Origin of the sequence: Pseudoalteromonas sp. SG45-5 (assembly GCF_014164085.1) — a bacterium.
GTDB classification, from domain to species: domain Bacteria; phylum Pseudomonadota; class Gammaproteobacteria; order Enterobacterales; family Alteromonadaceae; genus Pseudoalteromonas; species Pseudoalteromonas aliena.
The window spans coordinates 1-15,464 of the sequence record NZ_JACJEM010000023.1 but is presented as its reverse complement, the minus strand read 5'-3'; the positions used below and the strand labels follow the sequence as shown (position 1 = coordinate 15,464).

Sequence of the window (15,464 nt, the reverse complement as noted above, 5' to 3'; positions counted from 1 at the left end):
TAACTTTTTTATTAATAATTTTTAAAAAATAGCTTCTACAACTCTCTTGTCAATTACTTTGCCTTGAACAACTTTGTTTGAAGATAGATTTTTAACATTGATGATTTCACCAAACTGCCCATCTTGTAGTGCAACAGCTTTTACATTAGCTGAAAAACTAGCGGTATTTACTTGTAATAAAATAAACTCGTCTTTATTTACTAAATACATGTTTTCTAAATGGCGGCGCGAAATAATATCATCTTTTTTTATTTCTCGCTTTACCGTCATGCCAACTAATGGTTTTATTTTTGCTTCTGTTGAATGTAAGTGTTTACTTACATCTGTGCTTTTGTAGTGTAAAAGATCAGCGGTAAGTAACTCGCCCCTGCTTAGGTTTCTTTTAGCTGCAACAAGATCAATCCATAAATTTACTTTAGCGCTTGCTCTAAACTTCCATTTTGGTGATTCACATTGGACTGTAAGGCTAATTCGCCCCGCAGGCGGGTCTTCTTTTTTTGAACGGCTAATTAGCATGTTTTCACAATTTAAATTAGTACTCCCTTTTGGAATGAAGAGCTTAATTTTTTGTTGTTGTTTATTTGAGCCGATTGATGCGAGATAAGAATCAATTTCTTTTTGTAGGTAGGTATGTATCTGCTTATCAAAATTAATGTTACTTGCCGCACTTTGTTGCGTACTAAAAAAAACAAGTATAAAAAACACACGGAAAAAAACAAACTTCCCTTGAGGAAGTTTAGCTTCCGCTTTGCATTGGCGGGTGAGGTTGTTTTTTATGTAAGTCATTGATTCCTAGTTTTTTATAAAGTTGGCATAAAGGTTGTAGTAGAAGCTGCAACAGGTAGAAGTATGCGAATGTGTGAGCATACAAGAATCAAAAAGTAGAGGCAACATGGAACTATTTGATAAGGCGTTAGGCGTTCATCCATTTTCAATGCAGCTAAGGCTAGATCGTGCCGAAATAATAGCAAGTAATTTGGCAAATGTAGACACACCGGGATTTAAGTCTCGAGATGTTGATTATCGTCAAATTATGAATGACGTTTCATCAAGTATTTCACAAAATCGAAATGTTGACTTTATGGGTGCTCAGGCAGAACAACTAAAATACCGTGTACCTTATCAACCATCAAGTGACGGTAATACGGTTGAGCTTAATATTGAACAAGCAAAGTTTGCGAATAACAGCATGGACTTTCAAACCAGCATGACTTTTTTAAATATGAAAATAAATGGTTTGTATAAAGTTATTAAAGGAGATGTGTAATGTCTTTTAACTCAATTTACGATGCAAGCGGCAGCGCAATGCGTGCTCAGGTTATTCGTCTTGATACGATTGCTTCTAACTTAGCAAATGCCGATACGGCAGCAGGCTCAGAAGCCGACGCATATAAAGCGCTTAAACCCGTATTTTCGGCTCTATATAAACAAACACAAGATGGTCAATCTATTTCAGCATCAGTAGATATTTTGGGTATTACCGAATCTAACCGAACGGTTGAACAGCGTTATGAGCCAAATAACCCTATTGCGAACGGTGATGGTTATGTTTTTTATTCTAATGTGAACGTGCTTGAAGAAATGGCCGATATGATGTCAGCAAGTCGTAGCTACCAAACGTCTGTTGAGGTAATGGGGCGCGTTAATAGTATGCAGCAAAGTATTCTAAAATTAGGACAATAATAAAATGCAAGTGAATACAACCAATCAAAATGCGCAAGATGCTGTTAATAGCAAAACTAACATTTCAGGTAATAGTTCATCAGCAGAAATGTCGACGATGTTTTTAGAACTTCTTGTTGCTCAAATTAGTAATCAAAATCCATTAGAACCAATGGATGGTACGGCTTATGTAAGCCAGCTCGCTGAGTTTTCAAATGTTGAATCACTACAAGGTATTAGACAAAACACCAGCACAGGGCTCGATTATATGAGCAGTTTAACTGTGCTTGAAGCAACGGGCATGGTTGGTCAGTCTGTTGATGTTAAAGCAAACAGTGTGGCGTTAGAGCAAGACGGTACTGTTGCAGGGTTAGTCAATTTAGATACACCAGCAGATTCGGTTACTGTTCAGTTATACAACCAAAATGGTGAGCTAATAGAAGAGAAAAACCTGCCATATTCTGGCGTGGGTGCACTTCGTTTTGCGTTTGATAACCAAGACGCAGGTGGATACGCTGTTAGGGCTTATGCAACAACATCAGGCATTCCAAAGCAGCTCGATACATGGCTAAGCGGGAATGTTGAGCGAGTATCGGTTGGTAAAACACCAGAAGATATTTTATTACAAGTTGATGGTTTGGGTAATTTTGGTCTCACTGAAATTAATCAACTGGCATAAGTAAAACTAAAAAAGGAATAAACAATATGTCTATGTTCAATATAGGTCTTAGTGGCCTTAAAAGTACACAAACCGGCTTAGAAGTAACAAGTAATAACATCGCAAACTCTGGCACTGCAGGATATAAAAATAATACGGCCGAGTTTGCTGCTGTTTACAACGGTGGTCAGCGTGGTGGTGTTAAAGTTACTAATATTAAAGAAGATTTTGTAACGGGCGGTGAAATTGTTCGTACTGGTAATGCGCTTGATATTGCAATTGATGGACAAGGCTTTTTTGCAATATCAGAAAATGGTCGCACGGCTTATACCCAAGCAGGTCAATTTACGCTAGATAATAATCTGAATATCGTCAATGCGAATGGCTCCACATTGCAAGGGTTTGGCGTATCTGAAGCCGCAGGTGGGGAGACGACAATTGTATCGGGTGTTTTAACCGATTTAAAAATTGAAGCGTCTAATATTCCAGCTCAAGCAAGTACCTCTATTGATTTTAACGGTAATTTAAGTTCAGCAAGTGATATAATTTCATACCCTGTTGCACCGGCTCTTTTCGATCCTAAAGATGGTAGCCAGTATAACTTTTCTCAATCAACCGAAGTGTTTGACTCATTAGGCAATAGCCATGTGATGACCCAGTACTTTAATCACACGGGTAGTAATGAATGGCAAGCCATGTTCTTTTTAGATGGAAAGCCTTTAACTCAAGCGCAATTAGCTGCAACGGGTGCAACAACAGGAACTCAATCGGTTGATGATGGAACAGGTACAGCTACTACAGTGGCCGCTGGTACTTTAACTATAAAATTTGATACAAACGGTCAAATGATCCCTTATTCGACAACACCGGATGTAAGAGCTGTCAACTTATCTGTTGGTGTTGCGGGCGCTACTGCAACTACAAATGCTGAAATAAGTACTGGTGCTGCCGCTTTAGCCATAAACCTTAAATTTGATGGTACAACTCAATTTGGCTCTAGCTTTAGTGTTAATGAAAATGACGCAGATGGTTATACATCCGGTGCATTTTCTGGTGTTACTGTGGGCGATGACGGTAAAGTATTTGCAACGTTTACTAACGGTGAATCTAAATTACAAGGGCAAGTTGTTTTAGCCTCATTTGCAAACGTAGATGGGTTAGAGCAAGGCAGTAATACTGTGTGGTATCAAACTGAAGAGTCGGGCAGTGCACTTTACGGTGAGCCAGATAGCGGTTCTCTAGGTAAATTACTTTCGGGTTCATTTATGGGATCGAATGTTGATATTAGTGAGCAATTAGTTGGCTTAATGTCGTTTCAGCAAAATTATCAGGCAAATGCTAAAACAATTAGCAGCGCTGATGAAATGATGCAAATTTTGTTTAGTAACACTTAAGGAAGCTGATTGTGGAAAAATTAATTTATACCGCAGTTTCTGGTGCTGAACTAAATAATACAGCCTTACGTGTTGCCGCTAATAATTTGGCTAACGTCAGTACGGCTGGGTTTAAAGCTGATATAGAACAAGCTCAATCTATGATGGTTCAAGGTGGTGGATTTAGAACCCGTTACCTTGCTCAATTGACTCCTGTTACCACTGATTTATCGGCTGGTCCTGTGATGGATACGGGGCGTAATTTAGATATTGCTTTAAGTGAAGGTGGTTACCTTGAAGTAATGGATGATAATGGGAACCCAGCCTATACCCGAGCTGGTAACTTACTTGTTGATGCCGACGGTTTTGTAACTGTCAATGGTCGTCGTTTGCAAGGTGATGGGGGCGATGTACAGCTACCTGAGTTTGGCGAAATTGAGATTGGCTCTGACGGTATAATTAACCTTACGCCAATTGGCGGTGGGGTTATTGCAGAAGATGCCCGAATTAAGCTCGCCAGTACTGACGGAAACTTAGTTAAAGGCCCTGATGGGTTACTAAGAAGTCCTGATTTACAACAACTTGAAGCCGACGATACAATTAAAGTAAGAACCGGCGCGCTCGAAGGCTCTAATGTAAACGCGGTAGCCGAAATGATAAAAACAATGAATATTAGCCGCCAATTCGAAATGAACGTAAAAATGATGAAGTCGGCAGACGAGCTCGCAACCAGCGGCAATAAACTTATTAGCGAACGTGGATAAAAAGAAAGAGGGAGTTAATCATGAATTCAGCATTATGGGTAAGTAAAACAGGTCTTGCAGCTCAAGATCTTAGAATGACCACTATTTCTAATAATTTAGCTAACGTAAGCACCGCAGGTTTTAAAAAAGACAGAGCCGTATTTGAAGATTTATTTTACCAAGTACAAAAACAACCAGGCGCTCAAGCAGATGATTTAAATCAGCTGCCTTCAGGTATCCAAGTTGGTACTGGTGTTCGAATTAACGGCACTCAAAAAGAATTTACTGAAGGAAGCTTTGAAACAACAAGTAATCAACTTGATGTTGCAATTGCAGGACAAGGTTTTTTTCAAATCGAAAGTCCAGATGGAGAGCTTTTGTTCTCTCGTAATGGCCAGTTTCAGCTTAATTCAGAATCATTACTAGTTAACAGCAATGGTTTACCTTTGGCGCAAAATATAGCGCTTCCAGAGGGAACAACAAAAGTGTCTATTGGCACGGATGGGTCAATTACAGCTATTGTTGGTAAAGAAGCGCAGCCAGTTGAGTTAGGTCAACTATTAACGGTTAATTTTGCCAATCCTGCGGGTCTGCAAAGCTTAGGTGGTAACTTATACCGTGAAACCGCAGCGTCAGGTGAGCCAGTAGAAGGAATACCTGGTGAAGAGGCGTTTGGTGCTTTACAACAGTTCACTATTGAAGGCTCTAACGTGAGTGTTGTTGATGAAATGGTCAGTATGATTGCTGTACAGCGTGCTTATGAAATGAATGCTAAAGTCGTTTCAGCTGCGGATGAAATGTTACGCTTTATAAATCAAAACGTATAATTATGAATAAGTTAGCTTTTTTAATCGTGTTTTTGTTGTTGGCAGGGTGCAGTAATGCACCCTACAACAGAGAGTTTATTCAATGCGAAGTTGTTTATGGCGAAGTTAAATGCCCTCAAAACAAAAAAAAGAAAACACGTAAAGATTACGAGATCAGCCAAGAGTCTTATCAAGAAGGTTTAAACCATCAAGATGGCAGCTTATTTCAAGATAATTACATGTTTTCGCTTTATTCCGATAAACGCGCGTACAGAGTTGGTGATATTTTAACGGTTGTTTTAAACGAGCGAACTCAATCAAGTAAAAGTTCTGATTCGAGCTTAGACAAAAAAACTGATTTTGATGTCGGTGTTCCTGTTGCTGGTAACTTAAATGTCACCGATTTAAAGTTAGGTGTTGGCTCAAGTACTAAATTTGATGGTGAAAGCAGTGCAAGTCAGCAAAACTTTCTTAGCGGTTCTATAACGGTTCGGGTTGAGCATGTTTTATCAAATAACTCATTAGTAATAAAAGGGCGTAAACAAATAAAACTAAATCAAGGCGATGAATATATCGAGATTGAAGGTTTAGTTCGCCCTGCTGATATTGATGTAAGCAATAGAGTGTCTTCTTTGCGAATAGCAGAGGCACAGATCAGTTATACAGGCAGAGGCACATTGGCTGATGCGAATAGACCAGGTTGGTTTACTACACTGTTTACTCGATTTTTAAATCCATTCTAGTGACGACTGAGGTTTTAATGAGATATTTATTACTACTATTAATTAGCCTCACAGGCTTTGTACCACAGGTTAGTTATGCAGCTAAAGCTAGACCATTATTAGATATGGTGGATGTATTAGGCGTTCGCGAAAATCAATTAGTAGGTTATGGTTTAGTGGTAGGTTTGCCGGGCTCCGGTGATAAAGCACAAGTTAAATTTGCGGGTCAGTCATTGAGCAATATGCTAAAGCAATTTGGTGTTTCGGTTGATGAAAAAAGTTTACCAAAATCAAAAAATATTGCCGCCGTTGCAGTGCATGCAACACTTCCTCCTATGGGAAGCCCAGGCCAATTAATTGATGTAACAGTTAACTCTTTAGGCGACGCTAAAAGCTTACACGGTGGCAGCTTAATGTTAACGCCATTAAAAGGTGTTGATGGCAAAATTTATGCACTGGCACAAGGTAACCTTGTTGTGGGGGGGATTAATGCCAGCGGTAAAAATGGCTCATCGGTGACAGTCAATGTTCCTACCTCAGGGCTTATTCCAAATGGCGCTATTATTGAACGCAGCGTTGTGGATATGTTTAAAACTCAGCCCGATGTTGTATTAAACTTAAAAGCGCCAAATTATCAAACTGCCCGCAATGTAGTAAAAGCAATAAATAAAGTATTTGGCCCTGACGTAGCAACAGCCGAAAACTGGGGGCGGTTAGTGGTAAGTGCGCCAAGTGATGCAAACAGCCGTAATACTTTTATGTCGATGTTACAAGATATTGTGGTTGAGGAAGGTACTGAGAGACCAAAAATTGTATTTAATAGCCGCACAGGCACTGTTGTAATGAACGATACAGTGAGAGTGCATAAAGCTGCGGTTAATCACGGTAATTTAACGATTACCATAAGTGAACAAGAAGGTGTGTCGCAACCAGGTCCATTTTCAAATGGACAAACTACGCCTACCCAAGCCAGTGATATTAGCGTTGAGCAACAGCAAAAAAATATGCTTTTATGGCCTGAAGGCACATCTTTGGACGAAATTGTTAAAGCGGTTAATGCACTTGGAGCTACGCCCGCAGAGCTAATGTCTATATTAATTGCTTTAGATAATGCCGGTGCACTTGAAGCTGAACTTTTAGTTATTTAATGGGATAACGCAATGAAAATAGAGACTCCACACACACTATCGCAATCATTGGCTATCGACCCAACTAATGTAGTTAATATAGCTAAAAATAGTACTGAGAGTGAAGGGATCAAACAAGCTGCTGAGCAATTTGAAGCCATATTTTTACAACTTGTTTTAAAAAGTATGAATAGTGCGACAGAAACAATGTCGGGTGAAAATGGCTTTTTTAATAGTAAAGAACAAGCACAGTTTAGAGATATGTACGATGCTCAAACAGCGCAGCATCTTGCATCTAAACATGAGCTCGGTTTAGCTGAAGCAATTATTAGACAATTTAACGAAAAAATAGAACCTATTGAAAATACATTTAAGAAAGACTTAATAGCGGTCGCTGATCCATTATATAAGAACAATGAAAAAGTTGAGCCTACCCAGAGTCATGATATTTATTCTGGGGCATCATTTACTCAATCATTGAATATTATTCCTATTAGGTAGTTAAATTATGTCGATGTTAAATAATGCATTAAGTGGACTTAATGCCGCGAATGTAGCGCTTACAGTTGCAGGGCAAAACGTTGCAAATGCAGCAGTGGAAGGTTATTCACGACAGTCTGTACAGTTTAAAACAACGGGTGTTCAATTAGGCGGCGTTGAGGTTTCTTCGGTAGATCGCATCGTAGATGCTTTTTTAAATGATGACATTTGGCGCACAAACTCTGACGCCTCATACTATAAAAACAAACAAACGTATTTAGGTTTTATTGAACAGGTTGTTGGTACCGACTCGCTTAATTTAAACGCCTCAATTACAACGTTAAGCAATGCATTAAATGCAGCATCAACGACACCTGACTCGCCAGCATATCGTCAACAATTTTTATCAGCTGCTGAAGGTTTAATGCAAGATTTTGCGCAAATAAATGGCGCATTAGAGGGGCAATCAAAAAAACTGAGCTCAGAAATGAGCAATGTGTCTCTTGAGGTAACGTCGCTTACCCAGCAAATAGCGCAAGTAAATGGCAGTATTGGTAAAGCAATAGCAAACAACCAACCCAGTGCTGAATTAAAAGATAACCGAGAAAGATTAATCAGCCAATTGTCTGAACATATTGGCGTGTCTATCGTCGAACGTGATTCTGGCCTTTTAGATATTAGCACGTTAAGCGGTGCCCCTTTAGTTGTGGGCACTAAAGCTGCGTCAATAAAGGTTAATAATACAGACGTTAGTAGTCATTTTTTAGGCCAAGAATTTAAACTTGATGAACATGTTGGCGGACACTTTGGCGGCTTGATCAGCGCAGAAAAAGATATTATAAAACCTACATTAGCGAGTCTAAATAGCTTAGTAAAAGACTTAGCTGATGATGTTAATACAGCGCTAACTGCCGGCTTTGACTTAAATAATAATGCAGGTATTCCTTTATTCGAATATGATCCATTAAACCCGTTAGGTAGCATAAGTATTAATCCTAATATGGGTAAAAATGAACTCGCATTTAAAAATAGCAGTACAACAGGTCCCGGTGATAACTCTAATATTGCTGATATATTGTCGGCAATGACAGGTAAAGGAGAGCGATTTACTTTACTGGTAGGGGAGCTTGCAATTACGAGTAAACAAAATAAAACCAGTATCGCTACCGCGTCGAGTTTAAACACAAATGCAATAGCTGCGCGCGATAGCCTAAGCGGCGTTAACTTGGACGAAGAAGCTGCAAGTCTGATGCATTTTCAGCAAATGTACGGCGCTAACGCCAAAGTAATCAGCACGGCAGATCAAATGTTCAATGCTTTACTGCAAATGTTTTAAAGGAAAATATAATGCGAGTTAGTAGCCATCAATATCATTTAAATTCTATTCAAAACATCCAAACTAATGCAGGGAACTTTAATGAAAAATCTGTTCAGCTTGGTACAAATCAAAGAATATTAAAGCCATCAGATGACCCACTCGGGACTGTAATGCTGATGAATTTAGGCTCAGAAATTGATTCGCTAGAGCAGTATAAAACTAATATGGATGCGGTTAATTTTTCACTTGGTCAACAAGAAGTGCAGTTAACAGGTATTGTGAATCAAATTTATTCGTTGCAGAGCTTAATTACAACCGCTGCCGATGCGTCTATGGGCGACTCTGAAATTAAAGCACTTGGACAAGATATGAGCATTGCTTTTCCGGCAATTGTTGATTTACTTAATGCGACAGATAGCGCTGGAAAATATTACTTCTCTGGGAGTAAAACAGATGATAAGCCTTTTCAAATTGATGGTTCAGGTAACTACGCTTATAGCGGGGATAGCATAGTTAGGGAAGTATCTGTGTCTGATGATTCGAGTGTGATTAATAATATTATTGGTGATGCCCTTGACCCTGGTGCCGGCTTTTTAAATGCCATGAAAGATTATCTTGTTGATGTTAATAACCCGCCTGCCAGTGGCGTTGGCGCACAATCAAGAGTGATGATAGATAAGCTTGCAGGATTTTTGAGCACCATTAGTGGTCAAGTCACTACAATTGGTGCAACAATGGCATCACTTGACTCAGTAACTACAAGTAATGAAGATATAAAAACTTTTACGGTTAATCTTCGTGACGATTTAAGCTCTTTAGACTATCCTGAAGCATTTGTATCATTAAAAGAGTCAGTGGCGGCTTACGAGTCATCAATGCAAGTTTATTCAAATGTAAGTAAACTCTCTTTGTTTTCGTATATTTAATTATAATACCAGGAACATACCATGCTCGTTAAAAGTAGCGAAAAAGTTCAATCTCTGGAGCCGGCTAATACAGCTAAATCTAGTGGCGTCGTTACATCTTCAAAAGATTCGGCTAATAATCTTTGGAAAAATAAGATTGTTGCTAAGCAAGAGCAGGTTCAGGTATTAACTAATTGGTCAATTCGAGGCGCTTTAAGTCAAGAGCTGGCAAAAGCAGAGCAAAGTGAAGCAACCATTCGTAATTTATTCATTGGCTTAGAAAGGCTTGCGCAACAACTTAATACGCAAGCCGCTAATACTAAACCTCAAGCAATGCAGCAGCGCGGTATCAGCTCGCAAATTACCATGTTACAAAATGCGGCGAGTAGAAAAGGTTCTGGGCTCGACGCTCAATTAAGAACAAATGATCCAAGTAGACCAATTACACGCCAGCTTAATGCAAATATGGATCTTATAAGTAAACGTCCACATGATGAAAATATTCAGCTACTTATGGGACGAAGTGGTAAATCATTGAATTTAAGTTTACCTGCCAATCAGGATGAGCGTGCTAACTTTAGTGCTGTTCAAAGTGCATTTTCGCAGCATCAAATCAGTGTGGAATTGAGTCGTGAAAATCGATTACTTTTTAGTGCCAAAAAAGAAAACGCAGGCCCTTTGTTAGAACCATGGGTAATTAGTGGCCAAGGTGTGCGCGTAGCCGCCGGAAATCCAATTTCATTACAATTAAATGATATTGATAACCCTTTAAATGAACTTGCAAAAATAGCAGATAAAAATGCGTCTATTCAAGAGCATAGAGATAGAATACAAAACGCACAACGCCATTTAAAAGCTAATTTAATGAAAGTTCAAGCTAAGAGGCAGCAGTTACTTGCCCAGCTACAGCAATTAGATACCGCAAGCTCACTTGATAACAGTGAAGCGCTTACAAATCTTAGTAGTAATGCTAAACAACAAATGCTCAGTGCCGGTGCTAATAGTGTAAGTGTTATAATGGCGCAAGCTAATGTAACGCGTAATATGGTGCAATACTCTCTTAATTAACCTGAACTGTTTATAATAAACCTACCTCAAGCTGATTATTCAGCGCTGACAACGTTGAATTTACTCGCAATAAACTCTCTATTGACCCATAAACCCGCTTTGCTCTCACTGAAGTCTCTCAATCAAAATTCAGATTAATAGTAATTTTTACATATAGAAATACATATCAAAGCTATAACTTAGCGATATCAATTTCCTATTTTTATAGCTATTTCCATTCAATAAGCTCAGAATTTTTCATAACTTTATTTTTTATTTACCTGCTTTGACTTAATTTTTAAAAATAATCAAAATAAAGTTTAGTTTTTTCTGGGTATGGTCGCTCTTAATGATTAGTCACTTCTATTTATGCTTTTACGTGTAAATAGTATTAAAAAAACATAAAGGAAATTAAGCATGGCTTTATCAATTCAATCGAATATGGCATCAATGTCAATTCAAAACCAACTAGGTCGTAGTAATAACGATTTATCTACTGCGCTTGAGCGTTTAGGGTCTGGTTTTAAAATCAATTCAGCAAAAGACGATGCAGCAGGTCTGCAAATAGCATCACGCTTAAATGCACAAGTACGTGGTCAAGACGCGGCACTTTATAATTCAAATAATGCAATGTCGATGATGCAAACAGCGGAAGGCGCGTTTGATGAGATGACCAATATTGCTTACCGCATGAAAGAACTTGCAACGCAAGGCGCCAACGGTACAAATGATACAAAAGAGTACACTGCAATAAATGCTGAATTTTCGGCGTTAGAAGAAGAGCTTGTTAGCATTATGCAAAATACAAGTTTCGGTGGTACAAAATTACTAGAAGCAAAAGTGGGCACTGCTGTTACTGCTGTGACTGAAGTGCGAGATGCAACTACCGGTGCAATAACAACGGCTGGTGTGCATGCTGTTGCACTATCTGATGGTGGTAAGTTTGCCGATAGTACAGCTGCAGGCGCTGTTACTTTCCAAGTAGGTTCATCAACTGCTGAAACATTATCTGTTGCTGTAGGCGCTGAAGTAGATGCAATACATACTATTCTTAAAACTAAAACGGGTGAGTATGCACGCGTAACGGATCTAACTGATCGTGCTACTTCAGGTACTGCTATTACTTCAGTTGATGGGCTTATAGAAAAAATTGGTTCAGCACGCTCTGCATTAGGTGCGTCAATGAATCGCCTAGACCATACAATGAATAACGTAACAAATATGAAAGAAAACACCCAAGCAGCGGCTTCTACGCTAATGGATGCTGATTTTGCGGCTGAAACGTCTAATATGACAAAGCAACAGTTACTAATGAACTCAGGTATTTCTGTGCTTAGTACAGCAAACAGCACAACACAAATGATTGGCTCGTTACTTCGTTAATTAACTATTTAGTAAATTAATGAATGAGTTGTAAACAGCGATGCCATTGGCATCGCTGTTTTTGTTTGTGTGACCCTCACTTAATTGAGCGTCACGACCAAACGGCAAACTAATCTTATTTCTTTTAGTTGAATTACAAAAATAGAGTAAATAAAGTTTAGTTTTTTTTAAAAGTGGTCGCTCTTAATTATTAGTCACTTCTATTTATGCTTTTACGTGTAAATAGTACTAAAAAAACATAAAGGAAATTAAGCATGGCTTTATCAATTCAATCTAATATGGCATCAATGTCAATTCAAAACCAGTTAGGTCGTAGTAATAACGATTTATCTACTGCGCTTGAGCGTTTAGGGTCTGGTTTTAAAATTAACTCAGCAAAAGACGATGCAGCAGGTCTGCAAATAGCATCACGTTTAAATGCACAAGTACGTGGTCAAGACGCGGCACTTTATAATTCAAATAATGCAATGTCGATGATGCAAACAGCGGAAGGTGCGTTTGATGAGATGACCAATATTGCTTACCGTATGAAAGAGCTTGCAACACAAGGTGCCAATGGTACAAATGATGCAAAAGAGTACACTGCAATTAATGCTGAATTTTCAGCGTTAGAAGAAGAACTTGCCAGCATTATGGAAAACACAAGTTTTGGTGGTACAAAGTTGCTTAATGCAGAAGTACTTGCTGCCGATACGGTTACTGCAGTTGCAGGTGTTACAGCCGCTGTAGGTGTACAAGATGGTGGAAAGTTTGCAGTTACAGCTGCACCAGTAACATTTCAAGTAGGTTCATCAACGGCAGAAACATTAGATGTTGGTATTAGTGCTGAGCTTAAAAGTATTCATACTGCATTGGGAACAACAACAGGTCTTGTGGATGCAGGTGACAAGCTTATCCGTGTTGCAAATCTAACAGATCAAACTGCCTCTAACACTGCTGTAGATACAGTGGATGGACTTATAGAAAAAATTGGCTCAGCACGCTCAGCATTAGGTGCGTCAATGAATCGTCTTGATCATACAATGAATAACGTAACTAATATGAAAGAAAATACCCAAGCAGCAGCGTCTACGCTAATGGATGCTGATTTTGCGGCTGAAACGTCTAATATGACAAAACAACAGTTACTTATGAACTCAGGTATTTCTGTGTTGAGTACAGCTAACAGCACAACACAAATGATTGGCTCATTACTTCGTTAATAATTCAGTTTATTAACGAATTAATTAGTTTTGTACAATTAAAATAGCTATATTTTTTATAGCTATTTTAATAAATAAAAATTCATCTGAGTTTTTATTTATTAAAATAAATACTTGGAGAATACAATGAGTTTATCGGCACTAGGTATCGACCCTTCTAATTTAGCACGCCAGTACACACAAATTGAACGCGCATCAAAAGATCAGCTTTTAAATAATAAAAATAGTGATTTTACTAATAAAATTAAAGCATTTGATGGCCTAAAAAGTAACTTAACGAGCTTTTATACAGACTTAAAAGCAGGATTAAAAACTGAAACAAGTTTATTTAGTAATAGTGCAACACTAAGCGATGAAGGGGCTTTAAGTGTAACGGCAAGCGGTAAGGCTACTAATGGCGATTATGATGTGTTTGTAGAGCAATTAGCGCAGGCGCATCAAGTTGCGTTAAGTTTTGATCCAACAAAAACGCTAAGCACAGATGGTGAATTTAATATTGATTTGGCTGGGGATTCTTTCAGTGTTGACCTTTCTACACTGGGTGTTGATGCAAAATTAAGTGATTTAGCCAGTGCTATAAATAGCCATGCAGATAATAGCGGTGTAAAAGCTACATTAATGCGCTCTGGCAGTGAAACTTTTTTAGTGATGACCAGTGAAGAGTCGGGGGCTGCTAACCAGGTCTCATTAAACTTTACTGCTGGGGCTGATGCTAATGGTGCTGATATTACCAATGCGATTGCTACTAAAACAGAGCTCACCGCAGCTCAAGATTCTATTATAAAACTAGGTGCAAGCTCTGCGCTGACAATTACTTCCGCAACAAATAAACTTGAAGATGTAATTGAAGGCGTAACATTAAACTTAACTAAGGTACAAGCGCCGGGTGATAGCCCTATTCATGTAACGGTTGCGCAAGATCAAGAAGCAAGTAAAGCGAATGTTAAAAGTTTTGTTGATGCATTCAATGGACTAGTTAATGGAATTACAAGTAATGAAAATTTAAAGCGCGACAGTATGGCCAGTGGCCTTGCTCGTGCGCTACGAAATGACTTTCAAGGTACATTTGAGGGCAAAACACTTTATTCAGTGGGTATTGAGTTTGACCGTACTGGTAATTTAACAATCAATAATGAACGATTAGAAGCCGCTATGGCAAACGACCCAGAGGCATTAACTAAAATGCTTCAGGGTGAAACCGGCTTGATGTCTAAACTTGAAAAACGAGTAGAGCCATACACAAAAAGCTATGGCTTAATGAGTGACAAAAAAGATACATTGCAATCAAGCTTAGATATTGTAGTGAGGCAGCAAAAAAGCCATAACACCTCAATGGAGCAGGTGTATCAGCGTTATTTATCGCAATTTACGCAAATGCAACAGACTATTGCGCAATTAGAATCTACAATGGGTCAATTTGGGAAGTAAAAACTAATAATGTTAGATTTAAATGATGGTTTTTCAGCTTATAAAAGTACGTCTGTTGATGCGAAAGCGGCAAGCGCAGATATACATAAATTGGTACTGATGTTATTTGATGGCTTTTTGGATGAACTAGAAAGAGCCTCAGGGCATATTACTCAAAAGCGTTATGATAAAAAAGCCGAGAGCATTGAAAAATTAATGCGCATACTCGGCGGCCTTGAAGCATCACTTGACCTTGATAAAGGAGGAGAGGTTGCATTAAACATGCAGAAGCTTTACCAGCACTGCGGGCAAGCATTATTGCAAGCTAGTTTAAAAAATGATTTAGCATTTATAGATTCAACACGTGTGGTAATGGCGAACTTGCAGGAAGGCTGGCAAGGATTGGGTACGCAAATAGCTTGATGATTTATTTTATACCTATTTTATAAAAACATGATCATTCTAGCGTATTAAATATCACCATGGTTCAATACGTTATACCAATTTGCTTATATATGGGGTCTATTTAACGTTAAGAAAATTACGCTAGAACTAGGCAAAAATTTTTGTATCTAGTTGTTCTAAATAAAAAATTTTTAACGACGTTATAGTGCAATTTAATTCGTTAAAT

Annotated in this window: 17 protein-coding genes; 16 read left to right on the top strand and 1 reads right to left on the bottom strand. The window is 38.5% G+C overall.

The genetic code is table 11. The annotated features are described in order from the left end of the window. Window positions 1-21: 21 nt before the first annotated feature. Window positions 22-786 carry a flagellar basal body P-ring formation chaperone FlgA gene (gene flgA, locus H5119_RS09310; RefSeq protein ID WP_182702028.1) on the bottom strand — a complete coding sequence of 255 codons (765 nt, stop codon included), beginning with the start codon at window positions 784-786 and terminating at the stop codon, window positions 22-24. Between the two features lie 106 nt (window positions 787-892). Here flgA and flgB point away from each other — a divergent pair, with 106 nt between their 5' ends. The 16 genes from flgB to fliS all read left to right on the top strand — a co-directional run bounded on the left by flgB (window position 893) and on the right by fliS (window position 15,256). Then, window positions 893-1,267 carry a flagellar basal body rod protein FlgB gene (flgB, locus tag H5119_RS09305; protein WP_077535689.1) on the top strand — a complete coding sequence of 125 codons (375 nt, stop codon included), beginning with the start codon at window positions 893-895 and terminating at the stop codon, window positions 1,265-1,267. Next, entirely contained in the window at window positions 1,267-1,683 is a 417-nt protein-coding gene (flgC, locus tag H5119_RS09300) for a flagellar basal body rod protein FlgC (RefSeq protein ID WP_077535688.1), read from the top strand. The genes flgB and flgC overlap by 1 nt, the downstream gene beginning before the upstream one ends. A 4-nt stretch (window positions 1,684-1,687) precedes the next feature. Further along, the gene (locus H5119_RS09295) at window positions 1,688-2,341 is read left to right on the top strand and encodes a flagellar hook assembly protein FlgD (RefSeq protein ID WP_182702027.1); all 654 of its coding nucleotides are present in this window, start codon (window positions 1,688-1,690) and stop codon (window positions 2,339-2,341) included. Between the two features lie 26 nt (window positions 2,342-2,367). Further along, window positions 2,368-3,714 (top strand): flagellar hook protein FlgE, encoded by a 1,347-nt coding sequence (locus H5119_RS09290; protein ID WP_182702026.1) that lies wholly within the window; start codon window positions 2,368-2,370, stop codon window positions 3,712-3,714. 11 nt (window positions 3,715-3,725) lie between these two features. Next, a complete protein-coding gene (locus H5119_RS09285) occupies window positions 3,726-4,457 on the top strand; it encodes a flagellar basal body rod protein FlgF (RefSeq protein ID WP_182702025.1) in 732 nt (243 codons plus the stop codon). A 20-nt stretch (window positions 4,458-4,477) separates the two neighbouring features. After that, window positions 4,478-5,263, top strand: a complete 786-nt coding sequence (flgG, locus tag H5119_RS09280) for a flagellar basal-body rod protein FlgG (RefSeq protein WP_077535684.1) — start codon at window positions 4,478-4,480, stop codon at window positions 5,261-5,263. A gap of 2 nt (window positions 5,264-5,265) precedes the next feature. Next, on the top strand, window positions 5,266-5,985 hold the full coding sequence (locus H5119_RS09275) for a flagellar basal body L-ring protein FlgH (RefSeq protein WP_182702024.1): 720 nt from the start codon (window positions 5,266-5,268) through the stop codon (window positions 5,983-5,985). Window positions 5,986-6,002: 17 nt separating this feature from the next. Beyond that, window positions 6,003-7,112 (top strand): flagellar basal body P-ring protein FlgI, encoded by a 1,110-nt coding sequence (locus tag H5119_RS09270; protein ID WP_182702023.1) that lies wholly within the window; start codon window positions 6,003-6,005, stop codon window positions 7,110-7,112. A 12-nt stretch (window positions 7,113-7,124) separates the two neighbouring features. After that, entirely contained in the window at window positions 7,125-7,592 is a 468-nt protein-coding gene (locus H5119_RS09265) for a rod-binding protein (RefSeq protein ID WP_077535681.1), read from the top strand. Between the two features lie 7 nt (window positions 7,593-7,599). Then, the gene (gene flgK / locus H5119_RS09260; RefSeq protein WP_182702022.1) at window positions 7,600-8,907 is read left to right on the top strand and encodes a flagellar hook-associated protein FlgK; all 1,308 of its coding nucleotides are present in this window, start codon (window positions 7,600-7,602) and stop codon (window positions 8,905-8,907) included. Window positions 8,908-8,918: 11 nt separating this feature from the next. Then, window positions 8,919-9,815, top strand: a complete 897-nt coding sequence (gene flgL, locus H5119_RS09255; RefSeq protein WP_182702021.1) for a flagellar hook-associated protein FlgL — start codon at window positions 8,919-8,921, stop codon at window positions 9,813-9,815. A 21-nt stretch (window positions 9,816-9,836) separates the two neighbouring features. Beyond that, entirely contained in the window at window positions 9,837-10,862 is a 1,026-nt protein-coding gene (locus H5119_RS09250) for a flagellin (RefSeq protein WP_182702020.1), read from the top strand. Between the two features lie 396 nt (window positions 10,863-11,258). Continuing rightward, the gene (locus H5119_RS09245; RefSeq protein ID WP_182702019.1) at window positions 11,259-12,224 is read left to right on the top strand and encodes a flagellin; all 966 of its coding nucleotides are present in this window, start codon (window positions 11,259-11,261) and stop codon (window positions 12,222-12,224) included. A gap of 254 nt (window positions 12,225-12,478) precedes the next feature. Then, on the top strand, window positions 12,479-13,426 hold the full coding sequence (locus H5119_RS09240) for a flagellin (RefSeq protein ID WP_182702018.1): 948 nt from the start codon (window positions 12,479-12,481) through the stop codon (window positions 13,424-13,426). Between the two features lie 126 nt (window positions 13,427-13,552). Beyond that, the gene (fliD, locus tag H5119_RS09235) at window positions 13,553-14,854 is read left to right on the top strand and encodes a flagellar filament capping protein FliD (RefSeq protein WP_182702017.1); all 1,302 of its coding nucleotides are present in this window, start codon (window positions 13,553-13,555) and stop codon (window positions 14,852-14,854) included. 9 nt (window positions 14,855-14,863) lie between these two features. After that, window positions 14,864-15,256 carry a flagellar export chaperone FliS gene (gene fliS, locus H5119_RS09230; protein ID WP_182702016.1) on the top strand — a complete coding sequence of 131 codons (393 nt, stop codon included), beginning with the start codon at window positions 14,864-14,866 and terminating at the stop codon, window positions 15,254-15,256. Window positions 15,257-15,464: the final 208 nt, after the last annotated feature.